The sequence below is a fragment of the Pseudoclavibacter sp. CFCC 11306 genome (genome assembly GCF_008831235.1).
In the GTDB taxonomy this organism is placed as follows: Bacteria; Actinomycetota; Actinomycetes; order Actinomycetales; family Microbacteriaceae; genus Pseudoclavibacter_A.
In genome coordinates this window covers 327,904-353,463 of record NZ_WBKF01000001.1, presented here as the reverse complement: position 1 = coordinate 353,463, position 25,560 = coordinate 327,904, and the positions used below count along the sequence as shown (strand labels likewise).

Annotated in this window: 25 protein-coding genes and 1 tRNA gene; 4 read left to right on the top strand and 22 right to left on the bottom strand. The window is 65.9% G+C overall.

The window, feature by feature from the left end:
- The first annotated feature begins 58 nt into the window (after positions 1-58).
- Positions 59-1,135 carry an anthranilate phosphoribosyltransferase gene (trpD, locus tag F8O09_RS01550; RefSeq protein WP_158053702.1) on the top strand — a complete coding sequence of 359 codons (1,077 nt, stop codon included), beginning with the start codon at positions 59-61 and terminating at the stop codon, positions 1,133-1,135.
- On the opposite strand, the gene F8O09_RS01545 is transcribed toward trpD, so the two are convergent.
- A complete protein-coding gene (locus F8O09_RS01545) occupies positions 1,120-1,404 on the bottom strand; it encodes a hypothetical protein (protein WP_158053701.1) in 285 nt (94 codons plus the stop codon). The two genes, trpD and F8O09_RS01545, sit on opposite strands and share 16 nt — an antisense overlap.
- A gap of 234 nt (positions 1,405-1,638) precedes the next feature.
- Positions 1,639-2,424 (bottom strand): SDR family oxidoreductase, encoded by a 786-nt coding sequence (locus F8O09_RS01540; RefSeq protein WP_158031477.1) that lies wholly within the window; start codon positions 2,422-2,424, stop codon positions 1,639-1,641.
- Positions 2,425-2,613: 189 nt separating this feature from the next.
- On the opposite strand from F8O09_RS01540, the gene F8O09_RS01535 reads away from it, so the two are divergent.
- The gene (locus F8O09_RS01535) at positions 2,614-2,886 is read left to right on the top strand and encodes an RNA polymerase-binding protein RbpA (protein WP_225732802.1); all 273 of its coding nucleotides are present in this window, start codon (positions 2,614-2,616) and stop codon (positions 2,884-2,886) included.
- Here F8O09_RS01535 and lnt read toward each other — a convergent pair.
- The 13 genes from lnt to F8O09_RS01470 form a co-directional block, all read right to left on the bottom strand.
- Positions 2,861-4,504, bottom strand: a complete 1,644-nt coding sequence (lnt, locus tag F8O09_RS01530; protein ID WP_158053700.1) for an apolipoprotein N-acyltransferase — start codon at positions 4,502-4,504, stop codon at positions 2,861-2,863. The two genes, F8O09_RS01535 and lnt, sit on opposite strands and share 26 nt — an antisense overlap.
- Positions 4,504-6,936: a DEAD/DEAH box helicase gene (locus F8O09_RS01525; RefSeq protein WP_192497511.1), complete on the bottom strand. Its 2,433-nt coding sequence runs from the start codon at positions 6,934-6,936 to the stop codon at positions 4,504-4,506. Before F8O09_RS01525 ends, lnt begins: the two co-directional genes overlap by 1 nt.
- A 43-nt stretch (positions 6,937-6,979) precedes the next feature.
- Positions 6,980-7,840: a twin-arginine translocase subunit TatC gene (gene tatC, locus F8O09_RS01520; protein WP_225732801.1), complete on the bottom strand. Its 861-nt coding sequence runs from the start codon at positions 7,838-7,840 to the stop codon at positions 6,980-6,982.
- A 13-nt stretch (positions 7,841-7,853) separates the two neighbouring features.
- Entirely contained in the window at positions 7,854-8,168 is a 315-nt protein-coding gene (tatA, locus tag F8O09_RS01515; protein WP_158031480.1) for a Sec-independent protein translocase subunit TatA, read from the bottom strand.
- Between the two features lie 87 nt (positions 8,169-8,255).
- Positions 8,256-8,576, bottom strand: coding sequence for a hypothetical protein (locus F8O09_RS01510; RefSeq protein WP_158031481.1), 321 nt, complete (start codon positions 8,574-8,576; stop codon positions 8,256-8,258).
- Positions 8,577-8,586: 10 nt separating this feature from the next.
- A complete protein-coding gene (locus tag F8O09_RS01505) occupies positions 8,587-9,597 on the bottom strand; it encodes a helix-turn-helix transcriptional regulator (RefSeq protein ID WP_158053699.1) in 1,011 nt (336 codons plus the stop codon).
- Positions 9,594-10,721, bottom strand: a complete 1,128-nt coding sequence (locus tag F8O09_RS01500) for a helix-turn-helix transcriptional regulator (RefSeq protein WP_158053698.1) — start codon at positions 10,719-10,721, stop codon at positions 9,594-9,596. Before F8O09_RS01500 ends, F8O09_RS01505 begins: the two co-directional genes overlap by 4 nt.
- A 4-nt stretch (positions 10,722-10,725) precedes the next feature.
- Positions 10,726-11,685 (bottom strand): hypothetical protein, encoded by a 960-nt coding sequence (locus F8O09_RS01495; RefSeq protein WP_158031484.1) that lies wholly within the window; start codon positions 11,683-11,685, stop codon positions 10,726-10,728.
- Between the two features lie 24 nt (positions 11,686-11,709).
- Complete coding sequence (locus tag F8O09_RS01490; protein ID WP_225732912.1) at positions 11,710-12,675, bottom strand: tRNA (adenine-N1)-methyltransferase; 966 nt, start codon at positions 12,673-12,675, stop codon at positions 11,710-11,712.
- Between the two features lie 86 nt (positions 12,676-12,761).
- A complete protein-coding gene (locus F8O09_RS01485; protein WP_158053697.1) occupies positions 12,762-13,436 on the bottom strand; it encodes an HAD family hydrolase in 675 nt (224 codons plus the stop codon).
- Positions 13,433-14,716 (bottom strand): cysteine--1-D-myo-inosityl 2-amino-2-deoxy-alpha-D-glucopyranoside ligase, encoded by a 1,284-nt coding sequence (gene mshC, locus F8O09_RS01480; RefSeq protein ID WP_158053696.1) that lies wholly within the window; start codon positions 14,714-14,716, stop codon positions 13,433-13,435. Before mshC ends, F8O09_RS01485 begins: the two co-directional genes overlap by 4 nt.
- Positions 14,717-14,734: 18 nt before the next feature.
- Positions 14,735-15,565, bottom strand: a complete 831-nt coding sequence (locus F8O09_RS01475; protein ID WP_158031488.1) for an undecaprenyl-diphosphate phosphatase — start codon at positions 15,563-15,565, stop codon at positions 14,735-14,737.
- Positions 15,566-15,715: 150 nt separating this feature from the next.
- Complete coding sequence (locus F8O09_RS01470; RefSeq protein ID WP_158053695.1) at positions 15,716-17,095, bottom strand: M20/M25/M40 family metallo-hydrolase; 1,380 nt, start codon at positions 17,093-17,095, stop codon at positions 15,716-15,718.
- A gap of 208 nt (positions 17,096-17,303) precedes the next feature.
- Between F8O09_RS01470 and F8O09_RS01465 the strand changes: the two genes are divergently transcribed.
- Positions 17,304-17,391 (top strand) — tRNA-Leu (locus F8O09_RS01465).
- A gap of 135 nt (positions 17,392-17,526) precedes the next feature.
- On the opposite strand, the gene F8O09_RS01460 is transcribed toward F8O09_RS01465, so the two are convergent.
- The 7 genes from F8O09_RS01460 to F8O09_RS01430 form a co-directional block, all read right to left on the bottom strand.
- Positions 17,527-18,813, bottom strand: coding sequence for a CynX/NimT family MFS transporter (locus tag F8O09_RS01460; protein WP_158053694.1), 1,287 nt, complete (start codon positions 18,811-18,813; stop codon positions 17,527-17,529).
- A complete protein-coding gene (locus F8O09_RS01455; RefSeq protein ID WP_158031491.1) occupies positions 18,806-19,573 on the bottom strand; it encodes a sulfite exporter TauE/SafE family protein in 768 nt (255 codons plus the stop codon). The genes F8O09_RS01460 and F8O09_RS01455 overlap by 8 nt, the downstream gene beginning before the upstream one ends.
- A 54-nt stretch (positions 19,574-19,627) precedes the next feature.
- A complete protein-coding gene (locus F8O09_RS01450; protein WP_158053693.1) occupies positions 19,628-20,923 on the bottom strand; it encodes a Dyp-type peroxidase in 1,296 nt (431 codons plus the stop codon).
- Positions 20,916-21,638, bottom strand: a complete 723-nt coding sequence (locus F8O09_RS01445; protein ID WP_158053692.1) for a copper chaperone PCu(A)C — start codon at positions 21,636-21,638, stop codon at positions 20,916-20,918. Before F8O09_RS01445 ends, F8O09_RS01450 begins: the two co-directional genes overlap by 8 nt.
- A 104-nt stretch (positions 21,639-21,742) precedes the next feature.
- On the bottom strand, positions 21,743-22,378 hold the full coding sequence (locus F8O09_RS01440) for a copper resistance CopC family protein (protein ID WP_192497510.1): 636 nt from the start codon (positions 22,376-22,378) through the stop codon (positions 21,743-21,745).
- A 108-nt stretch (positions 22,379-22,486) separates the two neighbouring features.
- Positions 22,487-23,143: a hypothetical protein gene (locus tag F8O09_RS01435; protein WP_158053690.1), complete on the bottom strand. Its 657-nt coding sequence runs from the start codon at positions 23,141-23,143 to the stop codon at positions 22,487-22,489.
- Between the two features lie 112 nt (positions 23,144-23,255).
- The gene (locus F8O09_RS01430) at positions 23,256-24,791 is read right to left on the bottom strand and encodes an acetyl-CoA hydrolase/transferase family protein (RefSeq protein WP_225732800.1); all 1,536 of its coding nucleotides are present in this window, start codon (positions 24,789-24,791) and stop codon (positions 23,256-23,258) included.
- Between the two features lie 154 nt (positions 24,792-24,945).
- On the opposite strand from F8O09_RS01430, the gene F8O09_RS01425 reads away from it, so the two are divergent.
- The gene (locus tag F8O09_RS01425; protein WP_158053688.1) at positions 24,946-25,545 is read left to right on the top strand and encodes a histidine phosphatase family protein; all 600 of its coding nucleotides are present in this window, start codon (positions 24,946-24,948) and stop codon (positions 25,543-25,545) included.
- Positions 25,546-25,560: the final 15 nt, after the last annotated feature.

The following is a 25,560-nucleotide window of genomic DNA, read 5'->3' as shown; positions in this document are numbered from 1 at the left end:
CCGGAATCCAGCACAGTGTCGGTCGGGCCAATGGTCTTGCGGCGTACAATCTTGAGACATGTCATCCCAAATCTCATGGCCGATCCTGCTCACCAGACTCATCGACGACGTCGACCTCGAAACGGTGCAGGCCAGGTGGGCCATGGACCAGATCATGACCGGGACGGCAGACCCCGCTGCGATCGGCGGCTTCCTCATCGCGCTGAAGCAGAAGGGGGAGTCTCTCGAAGAGGTCTCTGCCTTCGTCTCCTCGATCCTGACGCACGCCGTTCCGCTGGACATCTCGCGGGACGCGCTCGACATCGTCGGCACTGGGGGAGACCGCTCGGGAACAGTCAACATCTCGTCAATGGCCGCCCTCGTGATCGCCGGAGCTGGCGTTCCGGTGATCAAACACGGCAACCGCGCGGTCAGCTCTCGCTCCGGATCCTCCGACTTCTTCGAAGCCTTGGGCGTGAACATCAGTGCGACCCCAGAGGCGACCGCCGCCGCCTTCGCACAGGCGGGCATCGGCTTCGCCTTCGCGCAGCGGTACCATCAGGGCTTCCGGCACGCCGGTCCTGTTCGCAAAGCCCTCGGCGTACCGACGGTGTTCAACTTCCTCGGCCCGCTGTGCAACCCGGCGCGCCCGCGCATCAATGCTCTCGGTGTCGCCGATCGCGGTCGGGTCGATCTCGTCGCCGCACTGCTGAGCTCTCGTGGCGACGTCGGTCTCGTGTTCCGCGGAGAGGACGGCCTTGACGAGCTGACCACGACGGGCCCGAGTCGCCTCTGCCAGGTCGACGAACAAGGTGGCATCACTGAGTTCGCACTCGACCCGGCACAGCTCGGCATCAGGCCGGCCGTTCTCGAAGACTTGGTCGGGGGAGACGCCGAAGAGAATGCCGAGATCGGCCGGGCGCTGCTCGCCGGCGAGACCGGTTCGGTGCGCGACATCGTGCTGCTCAATGCAGCAGCCGGTCTGGTCGCCGCAGATCTGCTCTTTCATCCAGAGACAGCGAAGACGTCGATGCTCGAACGCTTCTCGGCAAAGCTCGAAGTCGCGACCGAGTCGATCGAATCAGGTGCGGCAGCACACGTGCTGGATCGCTGGATCGAGGCACTGCCTGCGGACGAAGCTCAGTCGAAGAACTGATCAGGCGCGAAGTAGTCGTCGACCGTCGGCGGATCGCCGATCGTCGTCAGATCGTCTGGCAGCTGCGGTTCGACCCGTCCGGGTGCAGTCGGCCTGATCCCGACACGGATGCGCGGCGGCGGTCCGTCGCGCATCCGGTGGTGTGCAGCTGAGCTGAGCTCAGGAGCGATGCGCACCTGAGCTGGCTCAAGCGGCCGGTCGTCATTCGTCTTGATGCGCGGCGGCGGAATCGCTCGGCGATTCGGAGTCGTCACTCTGATCTGTCTCATCTGGCCAGACTGGCATGCGACCGAAGAATCATCACCGCAGACATGAAGGCAGTGCATGACATCGATGTGATGGCCGCGCTGTGCAGAAAGCGCGACAGTGTCATTCGCCGGCCCGGAAGAGGAGAACCCCTCTCCGAGAATCCACGATATATGACATAACATACATTATCGGATTACTGGAGAGGGGTCACCATCATGTCTCTCGACGCCCGAGACGAGCGTCGAGGCTCACGCTCACTTGCCGGTGAAGAACGAGATGTCTCCGACGTACTTCGTATTGTCCGCCGGGATCGGCTCGAGCACGGCGTCGCGAATCTGCTCGGCGAACTCCTCGACGGTGTACAGCTTGCCGACCTGCTCGGTGCGCTCGTCGAGCACGCCCGGGTTGATGCGGTTCAACAGCGTTGCGGTGATCGTGCCGACGATCATGTCGCCTGAGACCACCACGAAGCCGACACCGCGTTTCGCGAGCTCCGGGATGCGCTCACGCAGCGCATCCTCACCGGCGCGCTTCGACTCGGCCACCGGGCGGTACTCCGGCAGCGTCGGCGTGGTGCGGATGAAGTGCGCCTGATGACTGGTGATGAAGACGACGCGCGAGCCCTCTTTCAGCAGCGGCTCGGCCAGCGTCAGCGCACGCACCTGCGCGTCACGGTTGAGCTGCAGCGCGTAGTCGTCGGCCATGTTCTTCTCCATGCCTCCCGAGGCATTGAGAATCAGCACGTCGATGCGGCCGAAGGCCTCGCCGACGCGGTCGAACAGCGCCGTCACCGATGCCTCGTCCGTGAGGTCGCCCTGGACGACCAGAGCGTCTCCGCCGGCGGCACGCACTTTGTCGGCCACCTGCTCGGCTCGACGAACCTTCGATCGGTAGTTGATCACTACGGTCGCACCCAGCGCGCCGAGAAGTTCGGCCGTCGCCGCACCGATGCCGCGCGACGAACCGGTGATCAGCGCAACTCTGCCTGCAAGTGGCTTCTGCTGATCGCCCGTCGTCTGTTCCGTCGTCTGATCGCTCACGTGCTCACCTTTCGATCGAATGGCACGTCGCGCGACGTGCTCACAGCAGGCAAAACTGTATCAGTCCAGAACGCTTCGACGACCGCTGCCCCGCCGGCGGGAACAAATCTCGGCCCACAGTCGTTGTGCTGAGCGGCTACAATGAACGGTCGGCGTATCTTCTGCCGGCAGACGAGACGAAGGCATCGAATGGCAACCAAAGCAACTTCTTCGAAGACCACGGCGAAGACCGCTTCGAAGTCGACGACGAAGACCGCGTCCAAGTCGAAGGCCAAGACCAAGACCACGGGCAAGAAGAAGGGCGAGCCCGCCTCACAGCGCACCCCATGGGACATGCTCCTGGAGCGCCGCAGCGAGACGGAGCTCAAAGAGATTCTCGACGAGCGTCTCGACTACCTGCATGATCGCCGCAAGCGCGCGCTTGAGCTCTCTCGTATCAAATCAGACCCGAACGAGCAGTGACCTGCTGACGTAGCCTCCGGTCTCGGCGGCGCGTCACCACCTCGCCGACCAACAGCAGCACGGTGGCGGCGACGCTCCCCCAAGTGATCACCGGCCCGGCGAAGAAGCTCGGCGCCAGTGAGCGCTGCAGCGGAACGTTCTGCACCATGGCGCCCGGTTCGAAGTCGGGCAGCCGATCCATGAATCGTCCGTCCGGCGCGATCACCGCACTCGACGAGACGGTCGAGATGTTCACGAGCGAACGCGCGGATGCGACGGCATTGGCTCTCGCGATCGCCATCTGCTGCGCCGACTCCGGGGTGCGGCCGAAATCCGCGTTGTTCGTCGGCGCCAGAAGCAGCTGCGCTCCCCCAGCGACTGCCGCATGAATCAGGTCGGTGTCGCCTGTCTCGAAGCAGATCAGCACCCCGGCGTTGATCGCGTCGTCACCCGTCGGTATCTGGAAGTTGCCGGTGCGCTGCCCGAATGTGTACCCGCGTGGCACCAGGTCAACGAGATCTGGGGCGATCGGATGGAACAGCCAGCGATCGGGCATGTACTCTGCGAACGGCACCGGATGCTTCTTGTCGTAGATCTGCACCGGTCCGCCTGACGTCGTGGTCGGATCGACACCGAGCACCACCGAGTCGGCAGCCGTGTCGACTCCCCCATCCGTCAGGCCCGTCGGCGCCGACATGCCCTTCGGCAGCCAGAGCACGACGCTGTTGAAGAAGTCGTCGCCGCGCTTCGTCACGCTGCCCAACACGAGCGGGCGACCCATCTCATTGACGAAGGCCTCGATCTCGGCGTGGGCCTGACGGCTGCGCAGCACGTCGAGGTCGACCGCGTTCTCAGGCCAGACCATCACGTCGAAGTCGTCGTGCATGATCTCTCTGGCGGCCGCGAGATGGTTCGCCAGTATCTCACCAGGCTGCGCGTTCGAAAAGAGACCGGCATTCGCGTTGCCCTGAACGGCTGCTATGCGCACTGATCCCTGCGATGGCACGATCGCTCCCCAAGCCGGCACCAGCATTCCCAGCACCAGCAGAGCCATGCCGACGACCAGCGGCCGACGCACCGGCCGACGCGAGAGCATCCACGTCACGGGCAGCGTCGAGACGAAGACCAGCGCGAGGCTCAGGCCTGCCAGACCGACCCACGACGAGAGCCCGATCGTCGGCGCGTTCGACTGGCTGTGCGCCGCCTCTCCCCACGCGAACCCGCCATACGGCATCCGTGAGAACACCGCTTCGCGCGCCGTCCAGACGACCGCCCAGATCAGAGCGATCAGCGCCGGATGCGTCTGCCGCACCAGTCGACGTCGGGTCAGGTATCCGCCAAGCGCACAGCCGAATGCGCAGAAGAACGTCATGGCGCCGCTCAGAGCGATCCAGGGCACCGCCCCTAGGTATTCGGTCAGCCACATGATGTGGCCCGACCAGAACCCTGCGCCGAACAGCGCCCCGCACAGCGCCCCGAACCAGAATCCGCGACCGAGCACAGCCCAGGCGATCAGCGCCATCGCAGGCAGCGTCAGCGGCCAGATCAGATAGGGGGCGAACGCGTACTGGTAGAGCACACCGGCCGCAAGGGCGACGACTGCCCGAACGATCGCATCTGCGCGGTGCTGGTGCCGCATCACCCGACGCTCGAGTACTCGACAATGCCGCGCAGCAGCAGATCCTTGGCGCTGCGAGCCACAGCCCCGACCCCGTCTGGCTGCGCGGCGCCGATCTGGTCGAGCAGGTCGATGACCATCTTCATGAGTCGCACGAAGTCGCCTGCGGGCAGCTCTGCCTCTTCGAGCACGTGATCGAGCGTGGCGCCCCGGCTCCATCGCAGCACCGCCGTGCACACCAGCGCGTTCGGCTCGGGGAACCTCGGCAGATCGCGGCGCTGCTCTTGGTCGTCGATCTCATGCCAGACCGACACCGTGTCGGCGTAAGCCTTCTGCAGGGCGCCTCGAGGCAGCCACACCTCTTCGTCGCCGCGGTCGCGCCGTGGCTCGTAGACCAAAGCCGTGACGATCGCGGCGAGCTGATCCGGTTCGAGTCCCTTCCACACCTCTCGGCGCAGACACTCGGCGACGACCAGATCGCGTTCTCCATAGATCTTGTCGAGGAGCCCGGCCTGATCGGTGACCGCGACCTCGGCCAGATCTGCATCGGCAGAGAGATAGCCGAAATGTACCAGTACGCGCACGACGCGTTCGAAGGTCAGCGCGATGTTGCTCACTCTGTGCTCGATCTCGCGTTGGAGGTCTTCTGTCTGGCGCTGCAGACGCCACCAGCGCTCGGCCCACCGGGCCCGATCCTCGACATCGTCGATGCGAGCGGCCGGATGCTGCCGCAGCTGGACCTTCAGGTCGCGGGCGTGAGCGATGAGGTCGTCACGTCGACTGCCGCTGCGGCGCTCCTTCTTCGAGATGTGCTGGATGCTGCGGTCGGTCTCTGAGAGTTCGTGACGCAGGTCGAAGAAGTCGCGCAGCAGAGGATCGTCCAGCCCGGCCGCCTCGGCGTAGCCGTCGAGCGAGGTGCGCTGCTCTTTGAGCTTTCGAGCCAGGCCGACGACCGACCGGTCGGCCTGGAACTGGGCGAACGACGATTCGAGGATCTCTCTCGTCGCGCTGAGGCCGAACTGCCCGATCAGGTTCACCGCCATGTTGTAGGTGGGGCGGAACGCCGACTTCAGTGGGTAGGTGCGACGGCTGGCCAGAGAAGCGACCCGTTCGAGGTCGACACCGGGCTGCCACACCACGACCGAATGCCCCTGGTCGTCGATGCCGCGACGGCCCGCACGCCCGGTCAGCTGGGTGTACTCCCCCGCTGTGATCGGCACACGAGCGACGCCGTTGTACTTCTCAAGGCTCTCGATGACCACCGTACGCGCCGGCATGTTGATGCCGAGCGCCAGCGTCTCGGTCGCGAAGACCACCCGAACGAGTCGACGCTGATACAGCTCTTCGACGGTCTCTTTGAACGCGGGCAGCAGCCCGGCGTGGTGCGCGCCGACACCGCGCAGCAGGGCGCCCTTCCAGTGTTTGAAACCGAGCACTTCGCGATCCTGGTACGGGATGTCACGGCAGTGGCGGTCGATGATCCGTTTGATCTGGTCGCGCTCCTGCTTGGTCGTCAGTGAGATGCCGGCCAGCATGCACTGACGCACTGCGGCATCGCAGCCGACGCGGCTGAAGATGAAGCCGATCATCGGCAGCAGGTCGGCGCGCTCGAGCGTCTTCACCAGCGCTGCCCGGTCGACGCGCTGCTGACGGTGATGACCTCCGCGCCGTCGTTCCCGGTTCGATCGCGGCCCGTCAAGACCAGAGAGCCGGTGCAGGTGCCGGTTGAGCTGGCCGGGACGGCCGGGTTCGAAGAGGTCGTCGAGATCACCCCGCACCAGCACGTGCTGGTTGAGCGGCACTGGACGAAACTCCGAGACGATGACGTCGGTGTGTCCGCGCACCTCCTGCAGCCACGCTCCGAACTCTTCAGCGTTCGAGACCGTCGCACTCAGCGAGATGAGCCGAACGTGCTCGGGCAGCTGGATGATGACCTCTTCCCAGACCGGCCCGCGCATGCGGTCGGCGAGATAGTGCACTTCGTCCATCACCACGAAAGAGAGCGAGCCCAGCAGATCGCTGCGCTCGTAGATCATGTTGCGCAGCACCTCGGTGGTCATCACCACGATCGGTGCAGTCGCGTTGATGTTGTTGTCACCGGTCAGCAGGCCGACGTTCGACTCTCCGTAACGCTCCTGCAGCTCATGGAACTTCTGATTGCTCAGCGCCTTGATCGGGGTCGTGTAGAAGATCTTCTCATCGGCTGCCGACTGCATCGTCAGGTAGACGGCGAAGTCGGCGACGATCGTCTTGCCTGCGCCGGTCGGGGCGGCGACCAGCACTCCCCGACCATGAACGATGCTGCGCGCGGCCTGCACCTGAAAGTCGTCGAGCGCGAACCCGACCGTGCGCTGAAAGGCCACCACTTCGTCGGGCAGCGGGGCGTGCGCCGTCTGCTCCGTCTCCACAGTCTCGCCAGAGTCATCGCTCGGCATCGCCTTCTCAGTCGTCATCGCTTCTCAATCGTCGTCATTCGTCCAGAACGTTCGCCCTGGGTCACTTCGTCGTGCTGCCCGCATCGGATGCACCGGAGGTCTCGGTCAGGTCTGAGGTGCCGGGGATGTCCGGGTCGGGCAGTGCATCGTCTTCGAGCAGTGTCTGTGCCCGCTTCGCCGCGCGTCGGTCGTGCAGCCAGGAGATGAGACAGGCGATCAGGTAGAGCCCGAGCATGGGGCTGGAGAGCAGGAACATGCTGAGGATGTCGGTCGGCGGGGTGATGAACGCCGCGAAGATCAGTGCGACCACGATGGCCACGCGCCAGCCCTTGATGATGGTCTTCGCGCTCATCACGCCGACGAAGTTCAGCAGCACGAGCAGCAGCGGCAGCACGAACCCGAGCCCCATGAACAGCATCAGGTTCATCACGAATCGCAGGTAGGTGTCTGCGCTGATCAGCTGCACATCGTCGGCCGATGCGAAGCTCGACATGAACGACACCAGGTTCGGGAACGCCCACCAGCCGAACAGACACCCGCCGAGGAACAGCGGGATGGCCGTGCCGACGAACCCGACGGCGGTGAGCTTCTCTTTGCGCAGCATGCCGGGAGCGAGAAACCGCCAGAGCTCGTAGAGCCAGATCGGAGCCGCGATGATGATGCCAAGCACCATCGTGATGTGCATGCGCACATTGAGCGGACTCGACACGTCCGAGTAGTTGATCTGGGTCTGTCTGCCGGTCTTCTGCATGACCATCAGCAGAGGCTCTCGCAGCGCGTCGAGCACGAACGGCGCGATGAACCACGCACCGATCGCGGCGGCCACGATCGCGATCGCGCAGATGATGATGCGCTTCTGCAGCTCCACCAAGTGCTGCGCGATCGACATCGTGCCGTCGCGACTCTTCTTCGTCTGAGACACCGCCGTGCCGGTGTCAGGCGTTCTTCGGCGCGTCGCCCTCAGCAGGCTGTGTGGGCGCCGGCTGAACCGGCTGCTGCTGCACGGGCTGCTGTACGGGCGCCGGCTGCTGCACCGGTGCCTGGCCTGACGTCATTGGCGACGACTGCTCGCTCTGCTGGTTCGACCGAGTCAATTCCTGATCGGCGGCTTTGTCTGCTTCGAGTCCCTTCACCTCTTTGCGGAAGATGCGCATGGACTGCCCCAGGCTCTTCGCCAGACCGGGCAGCTTCGGCGCACCGAAGAGCAGCAGGATGACGAGGACGATGATGATGATCTGCCAAGGTTTCATTGCGGTCGCTCCAAGGGTGTGGGGAATCGTGATCAGTATAGCGGTGCGTTCGGTGTCACCGAGCCGGTGCCGCTGGCTGTGGGAGTGTCAGGATCGAGCCCGTCGCAGACGACGGTACTTCGCCCGAGCCGCACGCGCCGCCATGACGCGACGCCGCTGGGCCTCTTCGATCTCACTCGACGTCAGAGAGAGACCCTCGTCGTCGAGGCTGATCCTGGTATCGGGGCGCAGCCGCTGCTGGAGGAGGCCGATCTGAGCGGTCAGCGGACCCAGCGACTTCGGAATCTCGTCGACGGCGGCCATCAGCTGACGTGCCGACCGACGATACCGCGGCACGCGGACGCAGGCCACGAGAGCCAGCGCCAGCAGCGCCAGGACGACCACGCCCAGAGAGATCCAGAAGAACATGATCACGATCCTACTCGTCAGGTGACTCGTCGGACGAGGCCAGCTCGGCATCCACAGAGGCCGCCAGCGCGCGACGAGCATGGTCGGCCACAGCCTCGCGCACCGATGCCGGAGCGAGGATGCGAACGCGCCCGGGCAGCGAACTCACGTGTCTCACGAGTGCAGGCACCGATGCGACTCGCACCAGGCGGCGCACCGGCCAGCTCACATCGTCGGTCAGACGCTCTCCGAACGCCATGAGCACACCGGCGGCCTCGGCCTGCACCTCGAGAGTGACGGTGATGGGCTCGGCCTCGTCGTCTCTGCTCACGGTGTCGACGGATGCCGAGGTCGACTGGCCGTGATCGGCTGCGATCGGCGGTCTTGCGCTGCGGGCGACCGCCGCCATGCGATCGAGCCGGAAGGTGCGTCGGCGCGGCAGGCCCGTGCTGTCGACGCCGTCGACTCCCGAGAGGTACCAGATGCCCTGGGTCATGCGCACGCGTTCGACGGTGACCGTGCGGTGCGATCGGTGCCCGGAGGCCGAGGTGTAGTCGAACTCCACCGCGCCCCGGTCGGCGCCGCAGGCCCGCAGCAGCGCGATCGTCTCGGCGAAGCGTCCCTCGCTGCGAGCCGTGACCGTGCCGCCGCCCAGTCGAGCGGCGAGTCGGGTGGCCGCAGCGCGTCGCTCGTCGGGCAGCAGTGCGGCCAGATAGTTCAGCGCCGCAGAGAGCCCTGCGAGCTCGGCGGTCGAGAAGCGCTGCACATGGTTCAGACCCACGGAGTTCGTGATCGTCACCCGGTCGTTGAGCTCGAAGTCGTCATAGTCGATGTCAAAGAGGTTGCCTGGATCGTAGGCCGCTGAGTCACCGGGCACACCCACAAGGGGCAGCATGCGCACGGTGTCTCGTACCTGCTCGGCGGGCACGTCGAACCATTCGGAGATCGATTCGACGGTCGCGCCAGGGTTGGCCACCACCCACGGCACCAGCACCAAGGCGAATCCGAGGCGCTGCATGGCTGCGTTCGACTGGTCGCTCATCGCTCGCCCTCTCCGGTGTGGTCGGCCAGCAGACGGCGCAGCTTGGCCTCGACACGGGTGCGCAGGCTCTCGGGCGAGATCACGGTCACCTCGTCGCCGTACCCGGTGATCTCGTCGGCGAGCAGGTCGTAGTCCGTCGTCAGCACGTCGAACGTCGTCTCGGGCGTCGCCGCATCGCCGACGGCATGCAGTCGGTCGCCGAGGCGCACCGCAGCCTCGCTGCCTGGTCGCACCTGCAGCCGGGCGCTCTGTTCCTGGCGCAGTCGCTCGAGGTCGGCGACGACCGACTCAGCCCACTCCTCGCGGCTGCGTTCGGCGGCGATCGTCTGCGCGTCGCGCACACGGCCGCTCTGCAGCTCGCTCTCCTCGAGGGGCCGGACGACTCCGCGGATGCGCTGCAGCAGAAAAGTGCGCCGCAGCTCCGGGGCGTCCAGTCGCTCCGCACGCTTCGGCAGACGGTCGAGGTCGACGCCGTGCACATGCCAGCGGCCGTCGACCAGCACGACCGCCAGCGGCAGCAGCGTGCGCCGCGTGGTGCGCTGATGATCCTGCGTGTGGTAGTCGAAGCGCACGATGCGGCCTTCGAGCACGGCAGACTGGAGCGGCCGCAGGTTCGGTTCGTAGACCATGAGATCGAGCAGACCGCCGACCACCAGCTCAGCCGAACGCTCCTGTGCAGCGTCGGACGCGGCATCGCGGTCAGCGGCGGCGTCCTGGGGCGCGCCAAGGGCTCGGGCCCGTTCTGCGACCCTTCGGCCTTCCGGTGCGTCAAGCCGCGAGAGCAGCAGAGCCGCGGCGGTGAGCAGACCGAGATCGGCGCCGCTGAGCTCGAGGTCTTCTGGCAGCGCATACGCCTGCTCGTCGATGTGATACCGAGTGAGCTGGTTGTCACCGGGAGTCCAGACATCGTCGGCGGCGACGACGTCGATGCCGAGGGCACGCAGCGCGGCTTTGTCCCGTTCGAACCGTCGTTCGAGCGCCGACATCGAGACTCCGGACGCCAAGTCGTCGCTGTACCCCGACACCTCGCTCAGGATCTGTCGCTTCGTGAGGCCGAAGCGTGTGTGCTGGAGGGCCAGTACGAGATTGAGCATCCGCTCCTGCGCGGTCACCCGATCGGCCATGGTCTCACTCAGCAGCCGGAGTGCGTGCCAGCACGTCGATCACCAGCAGATCGCCGACCTGCGACTGATAGCTGGTCGGCACGTGCACGATGACCTGCGAACCGATCGGCACCGACGTGAGGGTGCGCTCCATCAGCCCTAAGAACGCGTCGTCCGAATCGTCCAGCTTCAGCTGAGTGAGCTGTCCGTCGTCCCACGTCGACTGCAGCACCTTGGCGCTGCGGGTCTTCGCCGAGGTGTCGAACATCGTCATCTGCAGCTGCACGGTGTCGCCTGCCTGGGCGGTCTCTTTCGAATCGCCTTTGACCAGCACAGCCGACTCGGGTGCTCCGGCGGATGAGTATTCGTCGCCCAGCACCAGCCCAGGTCGGCCTGTCGTGTCGCGCACCACCTGCGGGAATCCGTTGACCGGTGCCTGTTCCGCGCCGTGGGCCCGAGCCGGGAAGCTGTCTCGCACGGTGCCGATCACGACGACGTCGCCGGCACCGCTGCCGTCCGTCGAACTGGGATCTGCTCCGTCGACGTTGGGCACCACCAGGGTGAAGACGTCACCCACGCGCTGACCTTTGAGCGCGTCTGCGATCGCTCCATAGACAGGAGAGTTCAGACCGCGCAGAAATGACACCGACACAGCGGGGAGATCTGCGGCCTGGCCGAGCGCCTTGCCGGTCTTCAGATTGAACATGCTCACGCCCAGCAGCACTGCGTCCTGATCGACGTCGACGAAGCGGCCGTCGCCGGCGCTGCCGATGCTCAGCTGTGTTCCGTCGACCTGCAGATCCGGCTTCGGGTCGATGCTCGACCGCGAGAGGTCGAAGTCCGAGGCGACCACCGCATCCGACGCGTCGCCGGATGCGACTGCACGATCGGGCTGCGACGAGCACCCCGCGAGCAGCGCACCGACCAGTGCGAGCACACCCACACCGGCGCCGATGGTCGATCTCATGGCCTTCTGTGAACGCATGTGTTCTCCAATCCGTGTGACAGCCTACTCGGCTGCCCGCTGCTCGCGCTGACGCTGCGCCGTGCGCACCGACTTGCGCAGCTTCTTCTCAGACGTGTTCCGCGCACCGACCGAGCCTGGCGTCCAGACGGCCAGGTCGTCGGGGTCGAAGGCGTCTTTGGCCGGTCGGCGAGAGATCTCGGGGAGGTCGACCCCATCGGCCAGCCTGCGAGCCGACGTGAGAAAGCCGGTGTGACCGATCATGCGATGTTCGGGGCGCACGGCGAGTCCCTCGACGTGCCACTCGCGTTCCATCGTCTCGGTGGCCTGCGGCACTGTGAAGCAGCCGCGATCGCGAATCGTCTCGGACACGCGCGACAGCTGCGTGACAGTCGCGACGTAGACCACGAGCACACCGCCGGGTCGCAGAGCCGCCGCCGCCGCGTCGATCGTCTCCCACGGCGCGAGCATGTCGAGGATGACTGCATCGGCCGAGCCGTCGGCGACCACCGCAGGCAGCTCCTGCTGCAGATCGCCGACCGTCACCGTCCAGTTCTCGGGGTGACGGCCGAAGTGTCCGCTGACGTTCGCATCCGCGATCTCGGCGAACTCCTCGCGTCGCTCGAACGAGAACAGTCTGCCGGAATCGCCCAGGCTGCGCAGCAGCCACATGCTCAGGGCGCCCGACCCGACACCCGCCTCGACCACCCGCGCCCCGGGGTGCACGTCGGCCAGCGCCAGAATCTGCACGGCGTCTTTCGGATAGATGATCGCGGCGCCGCGTGGCATCGACAGCACCTCGTCACGCAGCAGCGGGCGCAGCGCCAGGTAGCGCACGCCCTGCGTCGACTCGATCACGCTGCCGTCGGGAGCGCCGATGAGGTCGTCATGACGAATCGCGCCCTTGTTGGTGTGAAACTCGGCGCCGCGCTGCAGAATCAGCGTGTGCATCCGGGCCTTTGGGCCGGTCAGCTGCACTTTATCGCCGACGCGAAGGGCGCCGTGCTGCATCTCGCCTCCTGCGCTCGACGAGTCATGGGCGGTGGCCTCGTGCTGCGGTGCGGCTGGGGTGTGGTCAGTCATCTCGTCTGTCTCGTTCATGCGTTGTGCATCTGCTCTGCGACCGTCTGACGCAGCAGTGCGACGTCGACTCCTTGCAGTGTCTCCCACAGCAGATAGTCGCTCGATTCGGGCAGCGGAAGCACGCAGGGCACCGCGATGGTCAGCAGACCTGCGGCGGATGCGCTGCTCACGCCCGTCTGGGAGTCTTCGAAGGCGATCGTCCCGGCGGCACTCGTGCCCAAGTGTTCGAGCGCGGTGAGGTACGGATCGGGGTGGGGCTTGCCGTGTGCGACCCGATCGCCGGTGATCACATGCTGGAACACGCCGGCTGGGGCCGCCTCGGCAATGGCGCTCGCCGTGTCGGCGTGCGACATCGTTACGATCGACTGCGGGACGCCTGCGTCACGCAGCTCCTGCAGCAGGTCGAGCACGCCCGGCCGCCAGGGAATGCCCAGTGAGGCGTAGCGATCGGCCACGCCAGCGCTCACTGTGCGGATGACCTCTTCGACCGGCAGATCGACCCCAGCAGCGATCACGAGTCGGGCCATGACGTCGAGCGCCGCTCCCACGCTGGCCTTGGCGTCCTGCTCGGTCCAGACTCCGCCGTGCTCGCCGACGAGGTCGACCTCAGACTCTATCCAGTAGCGCTCGGAGTCGATCAGGGTGCCGTCCATATCCCAGCAGACGGCTTCGAGCTCACCTGCGCTCATGCGACATCGGCCTTTCTGGTCAGATCGATGCCAAGCAGCGCCTGCGCGGCGTCCGCGATGAGCTCCGGCGCCTCAGGGCTGTCGGCCCAGGCGTCGAGCACGCTCAGTGCGCGCGGCGCATCGAGGTCGTTGGCCAGGGCCTGGCGAAGATTCGCCAGCACCGGGTTGTCGGCCTCACGACGGTGGTCGCTGCCCTGCATGGCCACCTGATAGGCGCTGCGCCACTCAGCCAGACGCTCCTGTGCCTTGGCCACGTCGGCGTCGTGCCACTCCCAGTCGGAACGGTAGTGATGTGTGAAGACGGCAGCCCGGACGGCATCCGGTTCGATGCCGGCGTCGCGCAGACGGTGTACGAACACGAGATTGCCCAGCGACTTGCTCATCTTGCGGCCTCGGTATGCGACCATGCCCACATGGCTGTAGATGCGGGCCAAGGGCAGCTCGTTGATCGCCGTGGCGTGGCCTGACGACATCTCATGGTGTGGGAAGATCAGGTCTGACCCGCCGCCCTGCACGTCGAAGTTCGGCCCGAGACAGCGTTCGGCGATGACCGAGCACTCGATGTGCCAGCCGGGACGACCGACCGGCAGCCCGATCACCTGCCAGGAGGGCTCGCCCTGTCGTTCGGCTCTCCACAGCAGTGGGTCGAGACGATCACGTTTGCCGGGGCGCTTGGGGTCTCCCCCACGCTCTGCGAAGAAGCGCACCATCTGTTCGAGCGAGTAGCGCGACTCTTCGCCGAGCGTCCACGCGGCCAGCGCCGCGTCTGCGGCGCGCACGTCGAAGTAGATGTCCTCTTCGGCGTCGGGGCTCTCGACGCGATAGGCGAAGCCGCGTTCGATCAGTTCGAGAACCGCCTGACCGATCTCATCGATGACTTCGGTGACTCCCACGAGATGCGCTGGCGCAAGCGCCGACAGCCAGGCCATGTCGGTACGGTAGAGCTCGATCTGTTGGGCCGCCAGAGCCTCCCAGTCGGCACCGGTCTGCTCCGCGCGCTCCAGCAGAGGGTCGTCGACGTCGGTGACGTTCTGCGCATACTGCACGGCGACTCCGCTGTCGACAAGAGCCCGGTTCAGCAGATCGTAGGCGAGATAGGTGGTGGCATGGCCGATGTGCGTGGCATCGTAGGGGGTGATGCCGCAGACGTACAGACGTGCGGTGCGGCCGTCTTCGGACGCCGGCTGCAGCGCATCGCTCGCGTGATCGTAGATGCGCACCGGGCGTGGGGCGGCCGCAGAGGGCAGATGGGGCGGTGCAGGTGTCGACCAACTCTTCACAGTACGAGCCTAACGTTCTCAGGCGGCGATGACGCCGGTGCTCAGCAGAATGATCAGTGCGACGCCGAGCACCACTCGGTAGATCACGAACGGCGCGAACGAACCGCGCTGCAGGTATTTCATCAGACGGTCGATGACGAACCAGCCCACGACGAACGACACGATGGTCGCCACCAGGGTCGGGAGGAACTCAGGAACATCATGGGTCTCTCCGCGAACCGACTCGATCAGCTGGAAGAATCCCGAGATCACTACGGCTGGTACGGCGAGATAGAACGAGTACTTCGCCGCTGTCGGGCGATCGTAGGAGAGTCCGCGGCCGACGGTGGTCGTACCGCCTGACCGAGAGACGCCGGGGATCAGCGCGAGCGCCTGACCCAGCCCCATGAACAGACCGTCTCGCAGGGTCAAGTCGCCGAGGCTCTTGCGCTTCGGCGCCCAGCGGTCGACCGCACCGAGCACGATGCCGAAGACGATGAGCATGATGGCCACGATCCAGAGACTGCGCAGCGTGGTCTCGATCTGGTCTTTGAAGAGCAGCCCCAAGACTCCGATCGGAATGGTGCCGATGATGATGACCCACCCCATGCGCGCATCGGGGTCGTTGCGAGGGATGCGGCCGAACAGCGCTGCGAACCAGGCCCTGACGATTCGGACGAAGTCCTTCCAGAAGTAGACGATCACGGCTGCTTCGGTGCCCAGCTGGATGATGGCTGTGAACGCCGCCCCGGGGTCTTCCGCTCCCGGCAGGAACTCGCCGACGATGCGCAGATGCGCGCTCGATGAGATGGGCAGGAACTCAGTGAGCCCCTGCACCAGTCCGAGGATGAGGGCGTCGAGGATGGACAACAGCACACCTTTCCGGTGATCAGCACTTGGTGATGTCAGGCACGGACGCGAAGAGCGCGCCGTGGCAGGCCCGTCGGCTTCGCACGGGTGCCGCACACCAGACTAGACCACCGACGCCGGCATCCGCCGAACCGGGTGTCACGGGCTCGGTCAGTACCGTTCGAGCAGATCGCCGAGCACCTCTTCGCCGAACAGCAGAGCCGAGAGCGGAATGCGCTCGTCGACCGCATGATACGAACCCGGAAAGTCGAAGTCGTCTGGCACTCGGGTCGGCACGAACCCGTATCCGGTGATGCCCAGCTGAGTGAGACACACGTTGTCGGTGCCGGCGTTCAGCAGATATGGAAGCACGACCGCCTCAGGGTCGTGCAGGGCGATCGACTCCTGGATCGCCTGGACGAAGTCGCCGTCGAACGACGATTCGTAGCCGATGCCCTGTTCGATGATCTCGATGGCGACGTCGGGGCCAGCAGCCTCACGAACCCGCGCGAGCACCGGTTCCTCCTGTCCGGGCAGAGGGCGCACATCGACGAGCGCCTCGGCCGACGCCGGAATGACGTTCTGCATGTATCCGGCGTTGATGACAGTGGGAGTCGTGGTGTTGCGCAGCGTGGCGCTCAGAAACGGTTTCGCGAAGCCCGCGGCGGCGACCACGTCTTCGGGCGGCGTTGAGGCGGGCAGTCCGGCCAGATCGCGGATGCCTTCGACCAGCGCTCGCGTCGTCTCGGTCAGCTCGATCGGCCATTCGATCGCCCCGATCGCAGAGACCGCCCGCGCGATCGCGGTGACTGGGTTGTCATGGTTCACCGCCGAAGCGTGGCCGGCCGTACCGCGTGCTCGCAGCCGCAGCCAGGTATGCCCCTTCTCTCCTGTCTGCAGGAGATACGCCCGTCGGTCACCGACGGTGATCGTGTACCCTCCGACCTCGCTCAGAGCCACTCGAGCATCGGCGAAGAGCTCTGGATGCTGACGTACCAGCCAGGCGGCACCGGCCGCGCCACCGGCCTCCTCGTCGGCGAAGAATGCCAGGATGACGTCGCGTCGCGGTCGTCTGCCCTGCTCGGTGAAGTGCTGCACGTTCGCCAGGATCAGACCGAGCATGTTCTTCATGTCGACGCTGCCCCGCCCCCACAGACAGCCGTCGCGAATGACTCCGGCGAAGGGATCGACGCTCCAGTCGCTCGCGTCGGCCGGCACCACATCGGTGTGGCCGTGCAGCACCAGCGGAGGAAGCGTGCTGTCTTGTCCCGGCCAGCGCGCGATGACGCTGGGACGCGCCGGGGCATCCGGCGTCGCTGCGGGACCGACGATCACGGGGTCGAGCCCCTGCGAGCGCAGGAAGTCTGCGATGTAGGCCGCCGCCGGACCCTCTCCTTTGGCGTTGCCGCCGCCGTAGTTCGTCGTGTCGAAGCGCACCAGGTCGCGAACGATGCGCACCACATCCGGCAGGTCGGCGTCATCGTCACCATGACGAGCAGCACTGACGTGTGAGTCTGAGGGAACGCCTGCAGCGTCGTCATGAATGACCATGACGAAATCGTATCCTGCCGCACGCTGGTGACTGCTCCCGACCGACCACGAGCGTCATCTGTACGGCAGGAGACATGCCCGGGATACACCCACCCGGCACCCTCAGATCGCCGGTCTCAGGCCGATTCGGTGCGACGTGCCCCACCAGTTTTCCCACTTCACGGCAAACGTGCTAATCTCATCTGGTGCCCTGCGGGGCACAGCACCAGCCCGGGTGGCGGAATAGGTAGACGCGCTAGCTTGAGGTGCTAGTCCACAAATTATCGTGGGTAGGGGTTCAAGTCCCCTCTCGGGCACAGAACGAAGCCCCTCGGAATCATCGGTTCCGAGGGGCTTCTCGCATTCTGCCTGGGGGCTGGGCATTATTCCTTGAGTCTGGACGTGACTCTTCCGGCCGGCCCGATGGTCTGGGCGCGGAGGCCGACCCGATGTCAGCGACGTGCTGGATCGCCGACGTAGCCGGGTCGAGTGCCGATGACTGCGAACGGCAGTGAGATCGCGACGCAGGCCAGCAGATAGGCCAACGGCAGCGTCCATCCCCCAGAGAGGTCATGCAGCAGACCGAACAGGAACGGCCCTGCGGCGGCGATGAGATACCCGACGCCCTGGACGAACGCGGACAGCTGAGAGGCATGCATCTGCGTACGCGCCCGCAGGGGGATCAGCACCAGGATCATGCAGAACGTCAGTGGCCCGAGACCGAGCGCTGCCACCCAGAGCATCGACAAGTGGCCCGGTGACACCATGAGCCCGATCAGGCCGACGGCGAAGCAGACCGTCGACACAGCCAGCAACGGGCGAAGCGTCGCCTGGCGGGAGGTCATCGGAGGTATGACCACCCCGAGCAGAATGCCGAGAGCGGTGAACAGCGACAGTCCGAATGCCGCCGAGGCCGCGTCGACGCCGGCGTCGCGCAGCAGCGCAGGCAGCCACGCGAACATGGCATAGACGACCGTCGACTGGGCAGCCATCATGACCGCGATACCCCACCCCTGCCAGGTTCGCCACACTTGCAGGCTCTTCCCGGGCGCATCTGCCGCGCTGACCGTGCTGCGGTTGTCGACGTTGGTGCCGCCGGCAGCGGTCTCGCGCATCGCAGGAGGGGCGGGAGCGTCGCCTGGCTCGGACTCGCGCGGGCTGCGACGGCTCGTCAGGATCACGACGCCCCACAGCAGTGCGGCAAGGAACGCGGGTACGGCCCACGAGGCGAGCCCGATACGCCAGCCGACGGCATGAGACAGTACGACGATGTAGATCGGCGGCACAGCGGTGCTGAGCCCGAGCGTGATGCTGTAGGCCGAGGTCATCGTGCCCACATGACGCGGGAAGAACAGTTTGATGGTCGGCGGTGCCACGATGTTGCCGACGCCGATCGCCAAGAAGATGAGTCCGGTGCTCAGACCGAAGGCGAGGTCGCTGTTCGTCGACGCGCGCAGTACCTGGCCCCCGGCGGTCACGACCATGGCGGCGCCGGCGAGCGCCGGAAGCGACATGCGTCGGACGAGCAGCGGGGTGATCAGACCGGCGCCGGCGAAGAGCAGCTGCGGAAGTGCACCGATCACGCCCTGCATGACGGTGTCGAGTTCGACGTCCTGGTTCACCAAGTCGACGATCGGCGACAGAATCGTCGCCGCACCACGCAGGTTGAGCGCGGTGAGCACGATCGCGCAGGCTGCAAGCAGGCGTCGCTGCTGCTGCCCAGGTGGAGCGTCAACCACGTTTCAGGGCCTTTCTCACCATCTGCAGAGCGCTCAGCACCAGCAGCACGGCGAAGAGGGCCATGGCCAGGCGCGTGTCGATCACGTGCACGAGCCATCCGCCGAAGATGGTAGTCAGCGACCCCGGAAGTCCGATAGCGGCGGCCAGTCGCAGACTGACGTTGTGGTTGCGCAGGTTGCCGTACGTGCCGCTCACCCCGCTCGGGAGCATCGCGATGAGCGAGGAGCTCTTCGCCAGATTCGGGTCGAGTCCGAGCGTCAGCACGAGAACGGGAACGATGATCAGGCCGCCCCCGATTCCGAGCAGCCCTGCCAGCGCGCCGACGAGCAGGCCGAAGCAGACCAAAAGGGCCAGCGTCAGCGGCTGCGGCGCGAACCCGGTGCCCTCGACAGGCAGATCGATGAAGAGCCGAACCGCCGTCGCAACCATCGCCAACGCGAAGAAGAGCTGCAGCACCTTCGGTTTGACGCGCTGCAGCAGCCAGGTGCCGAGAAACGCCCCGAAGAACGACCCGAAGCCGATGGCGAGCCCGGGAACGAGGTCGATCGTGCCATGAGAGGCATAGGTGATCACCCCGACGATGGCGATGGGAACGGTCGCAGCCAGCGACGTGCCGCTGGCAAGACGTTGGCTCAGCCCGAGCATGACCAGCACCGGCACCATGATGATGCCGCCGCCGACGCCGAAGAGCCCGGAGAGCACCCCGGCGAACGCTCCGAGCACAGCGCCCTTGACCATCAGCGATCGCGTAATCTTCACCGAACCAGCCTAGACCAGCCGACGGCGTCTCGAATCACTTCGCTTGGGTCGCACTCAGCCGAGCACGGTCTCGCCGACGTAGCCGCCCACGTCGCAGCCTGGAGGAATCGCGAACGCGGCGGAGCCGATCGGCACGGTCCACTGGTTGAGCAGATCCATGTCGGCGAGCGACTGCTGCACCGGTACGAACTGCTGCATGATGTCGGCCTGCCAGGCACCGAACAGCAGACCGACGTCGGCGACGCCCTCGGCATCCACACCGTCGTCGTAGCTGTAGCCGCGACGCAGGATGCGCACCCGGCCGTCGGCCTGACGGGCGCGACGCATATGTGCGGCAAGGTCGATGACCGGAAAGCCGACGGAGTTCTTGGCGTCGAAGTCCGGCTCGTCGAACTCATCGGTGCCGGTCAGCGGGGCGCCCGAACCGAGACGGCGTCCGATGCTGTTCTCTCGGCCGACGGGGTCGACCTCGTCCCAAGTCTCCAGATTCATCCGAATCCGACGAAGAACGAGCGTGGTGCCGTTCTCTGCCCACGGGGCGAATCCTCCCGATGCGCCCCACACCTGCTGCTCGAACGCGTCGGTGCCGGGACGGGGGTTCACCGTGCCGTCTTTCTGCCCGAAGAGGTTGCGCGGCGTGGCCGTCGGCGGCTCGCTGTGCCGGGCACGCTGAAAGCCCTGCTGACGCCAGGCCACCGTGGCGAAGAAGCGCATGTTCTTGATCATGACTCGTTCGGTATGCGAAAGGGTGATCGGATCATCGCAGCCGATCATCAGCAGAAGGTCTCCGCCGCTGAACTCCGGCCGCAGACGGTCGATCGAGAAGGCGGGCAGGCCTCCCACACCGGGCGGCGGGGTACGACCTGCGAGTTCGAACACGCGCGCTCCGAAGCCGATCGTCACCGTGAGCCGCGCAGCAGGCGTCGCCAGATCGGGGTCGCTCATCGCCAGCGACGGCACGCCCCGAGTCAGACGAGAGGCGTCGTCGCTGATGATGCGCAGTGCACGCCGCAGCTGCTCGACGCCGGTCTCCGGGCGCAGTGTGAAACCGAGGTAGCCGACGTGCGCCGGTGCCGGGGCTTCTACGGCCGCCTGTCGACGACCGTAGAAGGCGACCGTCTCATCGCCGGTGACCACGGCATCCGCCGAGGTCGGCCCGGCGGGCATGAGACGCTCGCGCACCACCCAGCCGCCCCCGGCGCCGACGACCAGACCTGCCGCAGTCGCCCCGGCGCCGGTCAGCAGACCGCGCCGGGTGAATCGACCGGCGCCGCTGGAGGGGTGAGTCGCCGAAGCCGACGAACCGTCAGACCTCGACGGCTCGCTCTCCACGGGGTCGTGGTCAGCCATGGTGGTGCTCCGACATGCCGTCGCCGTTCGTGGCAGTCGGCCCGTCGTCGTCCATCTTCATGTTCGGGTCATCGGTGTAGCTCTCTTTGGCGCCGGTGTACTGACGCACCGGTGCCGCGAACTGTGCTGAAGTCCCGTCTTCGAAGTGCAGAGTGATCGAGACGCTGTCACCAGGCTGCAGAGACTTCTGCAGCGACATGAGCATGATGTGGTTGCCGCCGGGCTGCAGATCGAGCGCACCGTCGGTCGGAACCATGAAGCCGCCCTCTTTCTCGCGCATCGTGGTCGAACCTCCGTCGGCGACGGTCTCGTGCAGCTGGGTCATGCCAGAGGCATCTGACTCCGCAGAGACCAGATGCAGGCTCTGCCCCGTCGTCGAGTGCAGAGAGGCGAATGCGGCTGTCATCGGATGTGCGTCGCCGTCAGCGTCGACCGCTTTCACCCAGGGATCGCAGATCTGCACCTCGCCCGCGGTCTCGCACTGCTGTGCGGCCGCCGAGCTCGAGGCGCTGTCGGAGGCGTTCGAGCTGTCCGAGCTCGACGAGGCCGCACAGCCGGAGAGCATGCCGGCGGCCAGCGCGAGGCCGCTCACGGCCACGCCCCACCGCCTGCCGAGGCCGCCTCGATGCAGCGTCTCCGCCGTCTCGATCGCACGCTGATCTGCCGTGATGCGTCGGGTCTGTGCCGACGACTGTAGGTTGTCGTTGTTCTTCATGATGAGTTCTTTCGGGTTCGCGGAATGCGCGAACCGCAGTTCGCCCGTTCCGCTGTGTCTGTTTCTGAGGGAGGCGGAGTCGAGAGTCGTTCGACCCCACACCGTCACTTCTGGGGGCGGCGGCTGCGCCGAACGCCCAGCACGATCGCTGCCACGCCGATCACGACGACGATGCCGGTGATCACCCAGGCGACGATCGCGCCGCTGTGGTCGACGTCGTCGCTCTGGCCGTCGGCCTGCGCCTCGGCTGATGCGCTTGGTGCGGCGGATGCGTTGCTCGCGCTCGCCTGACCGCTCGCGTCGGGTGTCTCGTCGGCTGCTGGGGCGTCTGGCGACGCGAGGTCGAATGTGAACGTTCCTTCGACGGGATGCCCGTCACTCGAGACCACATGCCAGGCCACGGAGTAGGTGCCGTTGGCCGTGATCGTCACCGGCACGGTCACGACCCTTCCCTCGACGGCCGCCAAGCCGTCGCCGGCGACCGAGGCGCCGTCCGGTCCGTGCACCTGAATCTGGTTCGCGACGCCGGTGAGCACATCGTTGTTGAAAGTCAGTGCGACCTGAGTCGGCGCGGTCGTCAGCGCCGCTCCGGCTGCCGGGTCAGACGACACGAGAACGTCATGGGCGTGTGCGCGGCCTGTCGCCCACGGCTGCAGTGTGAGCAGCAGACCGACGAGCAGCGCGATCGCCGCAGTGAGCGTGGTTCGCGTGCGCGCAGGCGCGATGGATTGATTGTGCATTGAGTGGGTCTTTCGTCTGAGTTCTGAGAACCGATGCCGCATCTCACCAGGAGGGAGCGGGCTGACGCGCGAGACGGCGTCAGCGTGCGGCGCGGCGATGTGCTGGATTCAGAGAAAGACGGGTGGTCCGCGCAGCGTGCGCACACTGCCGAAGCAGCGACGGCGCAGGGTGTGTGCAGCGTCGGCGAACGACACCTGCAGCAGGCGCGCTGTCGCACCCGCAGGCTGCAGGGCGAGCGTCAGCCAGGCGACGACGCCGCTGAGCAGTCGCGTCACGAGACGTTCCGTGCTGGGCAGCATGCCGAGCCAGAGCAGACAGAGAACAATGGCAAGACCGTGGGCGACCAGCATGGTGGGACCCATCGCATGAGCCGGCAAGGATGCGATCGAATGCGAGAGTGCCGTGTCCGACATCGACGTCATCACCGCCGAACCGGCACCGTGATGGTGGGCGCCAGCCACGGCGACAGCCGGCGGCAGCCCTCCCCCTGAGAGACTCGAGGCGCTCTGATCGAGGCTGAGCAGCACGTGAAGGATGCCCTGTCCGAGAGCGACTGCCAGCACTGCGGAACCCCATTGGCCCACGCGCCGCAGAGCGAGCAGCAGAATGGGCGCCGTGAGCACGACGGCAATGACGAAGGCGAACGCAGTCGGGGCATGGTGTTCGACCGCTGTGTGGGCAAGCCATCCCACAGAGACCGAGAACACGGCACTGAGGTAGGCGCGCAGCACTCTGTGCGCGCTCGACTGCCTCTGCCTGTGCATGATGGGCTCAGTCTATCGGTTCTCACGAATGATGTGAGCTGCGCAGACCGAGACAGGGGGCGTGAGCCGAACCCGGCGCACGCCCCTGTCGTCCAAGGTGCTGCTGTGTGGATCAGTCCTGTTTCATCGATCCGGTGTCGAGGAAGCGCTGGTGCCAGCTGAGCGCCTCTGGCAGGATGTGCGGCGTCTGCCCCGCGTTCGGCTGTGCGTTGGCACGGTCGAAGTAGTCGCGCAGCTGGTCGCGGTAGTCGGGGTGCGCGATCGCGATCATGGCCTCCGCGCGCTGACGAGGCGTCTTGCCGCGCAGATCGGCGAAGCCGAACTCCGTGACGACCACCATGGTGTCGTGCTCGGTGTGGTCGATGTGCGACGCGAACGGAACGATCGCCGAGATATTGCCGTTCTTCGCCGTCGAGGGGCTCAGGAAGATCGAGATGTAGCCGTTGCGAGCGAAGTCTCCCGAGCCGCCGATGCCGTTCATCATCTTGGTGCCCATGATGTGAGTCGAGTTGACGTTGCCGTAGATGTCGGCTTCGAGCATGCCGTTCATCGCGACGACGCCGATGCGACGAATGAGCTCGGGGTTGTTCGAGATCTCTTGAGGCCGCAGCAGAATGTGCTTGTTGTAGAAGTCGATGTTGTCACGGAACTCGTTCACTGCATCGGGGCTCAATGAGAGCGCCGTCGCAGAGGCGAGCTCGACGGTGCCTGACTTGATGAGGTCGAGCATGCCGTCCTGGATCACCTCGGAGTAGCATTCCAGCCCCTGGTATCCGGCGCGCTCCAGCCCCGCCAGCACGGCGTTGGCGACGTTGCCGATGCCCGACTGCAGCGGCAGCAGCCGCCCCTCGGGCAGACGGCCCGCGGCCTCCTCCTGTTTGAAGAACTCGACCACGTTGTCGCCGATGGCCTTCGAGCATTCGTCCAGCGGAGTGAACTTGGTGTTGCGGTCGCCGCCCTCGGTCTCGATGACCGCGACGACTTTGTCAGGGTCGACCCGAAGACGACCGATGCCGATGCGGTCGTGCGCCGTGTTGAGCGGAATCGGCTGACGATTCGGCGGGGTGCCGATCGAGTAGTAGACGTCGTGCACGCCGTCGAGCTGCTCAGGCTGCCACTCGTTGACCTCGAGGATCACCTTGTCGGCCTGCTCGATGTAGGTCTTGTTGTTGCCGAGCGAGGTCGAGGGAATCAGGTCGCCGTTCTCGTCGATGCCCGAGATCTCGATGACCGCGAAGTCCAAGTGGTCGAAGAACCCCTCTTCGACCTGCTGTGCCAGATGTGAGAGATGCGTGTCGATGTAGCCGACCTCGCCCGAGTTGATCTGCTTGCGCAGAGCGCCGTCGGTCGAGAAGGGAGTGCGAAACGAGATGGCCTCCTCTTCTGCGAGGATGCCGTCGAGCGCATGGTCGGTCGATGCCCCCGTGTACACCTTGATGCTGAAATCCTGCTCGTTCGCATGCAGTGCATGCGCCCGCTTTGCGAGAGCCTCGGGAACCGCCTTCGGATACCCGGCACCCACGAAGCCGCTGAATCCGACGGCAGCGCCATCGTGAATCAGGGCCGCAGCGTCGTCGGCCGTAACGATCTTGCTGCGGAAGATCTCGCTACGGATACGGTCTGTGTTCTTAACGTCATTGGTAGCCACGCTTCTCATGCTAGCCCACTGGGATGAGGGTCCCCGACCGCCGCAGAGGAATCGTATACAGAGTCTGCGGATACACTGATTTCGGCTCATTCAGGATCGTTCGTCCAGAGTCGAGCGACGGACGCGTGTGCGGCGGGAGGCGAGGAAGGTGCTCATGGATACGACCCTGTGTCTGGTCAGGCACGGAGAGACCGACTGGAACGCGGAGCACCGCATCCAGGGAGGCACCGACATTCCGCTCAACGACACCGGCCGTGCTCAGGCGCTCGCCGCGGCACAGAGCCTCATGCGCCATTCGTGGACCGGGATCTACTCCAGCCCGCTGTGCCGAGCCTTCGAGACCGCCGAGATCATCGCGGCCGAGCTCCGTCTGCCTGCACCGCTGCGCATCCCTGCAGTGCATGAGCGCAGGTTCGGCGAGATCGAGGGGCTCACCCTCGAGGAGCGCATCGCCCGCTTCGGCGACGAGACCGAGGTGCCCGGACTCGAGAGCCGTGCGGACGTCGTCGCTCGCGCACAGCCAGCGCTCACGGCGCTCGCTCACCAGCACCCCGGCGAGCAGCTGCTGATCGTCTCGCATGGCGGCGTGATCGGTTCGCTGATGCGCTTCGTGACGGATTCTCGACGCCCCCGCCCACAGGAGTACATTCACAACGGAAGTGCGAACGAGTTCAGCGTCTCACCGACCGGTCACTGGTCGCTGAGCCGCTATGACGCCCGCCCAGGGCGCACGGAGTACCGCCCGGTTCCCTGAACCTCCACACCCGAG

Bases quoted from the DNA above. Each gene is read 5' to 3' on its own strand.
- F8O09_RS01525 (WP_192497511.1), bottom strand. From the start codon at position 6,936: ATGACGACTGAGAAGGCGATGCCGAGCGATGACTCTGGCGAGACTGTG.
- F8O09_RS01495 (WP_158031484.1), bottom strand. From the start codon at position 11,685: ATGCGTTCACAGAAGGCCATGAGATCGACCATCGGCGCCGGTGTGGGT.
- F8O09_RS01545 (WP_158053701.1), bottom strand. From the start codon at position 1,404: ATGAGACAGATCAGAGTGACGACTCCGAATCGCCGAGCGATTCCGCCG.
- F8O09_RS01425 (WP_158053688.1), top strand. From the start codon at position 24,946: ATGGATACGACCCTGTGTCTGGTCAGGCACGGAGAGACCGACTGGAAC.
- F8O09_RS01510 (WP_158031481.1), bottom strand. From the start codon at position 8,576: ATGTTCTTCTGGATCTCTCTGGGCGTGGTCGTCCTGGCGCTGCTGGCG.
- tatA (WP_158031480.1), bottom strand. From the start codon at position 8,168: ATGAAACCTTGGCAGATCATCATCATCGTCCTCGTCATCCTGCTGCTC.
- F8O09_RS01440 (WP_192497510.1), bottom strand. From the start codon at position 22,378: ATGCACAATCAATCCATCGCGCCTGCGCGCACGCGAACCACGCTCACT.
- F8O09_RS01500 (WP_158053698.1), bottom strand. From the start codon at position 10,721: ATGGCCGATCGGGTGACCGCGCAGGAGCGGATGCTCAATCTCGTACTG.
- F8O09_RS01435 (WP_158053690.1), bottom strand. From the start codon at position 23,143: ATGCACAGGCAGAGGCAGTCGAGCGCGCACAGAGTGCTGCGCGCCTAC.
- F8O09_RS01535 (WP_225732802.1), top strand. From the start codon at position 2,614: ATGGCAACCAAAGCAACTTCTTCGAAGACCACGGCGAAGACCGCTTCG.
- F8O09_RS01470 (WP_158053695.1), bottom strand. From the start codon at position 17,095: ATGGTCATTCATGACGACGCTGCAGGCGTTCCCTCAGACTCACACGTC.
- trpD (WP_158053702.1), top strand. From the start codon at position 59: ATGTCATCCCAAATCTCATGGCCGATCCTGCTCACCAGACTCATCGAC.
- F8O09_RS01490 (WP_225732912.1), bottom strand. From the start codon at position 12,675: ATGCAGCACGGCGCCCTTCGCGTCGGCGATAAAGTGCAGCTGACCGGC.
- F8O09_RS01445 (WP_158053692.1), bottom strand. From the start codon at position 21,638: ATGAAGAACAACGACAACCTACAGTCGTCGGCACAGACCCGACGCATC.
- lnt (WP_158053700.1), bottom strand. From the start codon at position 4,504: ATGCGGCACCAGCACCGCGCAGATGCGATCGTTCGGGCAGTCGTCGCC.
- F8O09_RS01450 (WP_158053693.1), bottom strand. From the start codon at position 20,923: ATGGCTGACCACGACCCCGTGGAGAGCGAGCCGTCGAGGTCTGACGGT.
- F8O09_RS01485 (WP_158053697.1), bottom strand. From the start codon at position 13,436: ATGAGCGCAGGTGAGCTCGAAGCCGTCTGCTGGGATATGGACGGCACC.
- F8O09_RS01505 (WP_158053699.1), bottom strand. From the start codon at position 9,597: ATGAGCGACCAGTCGAACGCAGCCATGCAGCGCCTCGGATTCGCCTTG.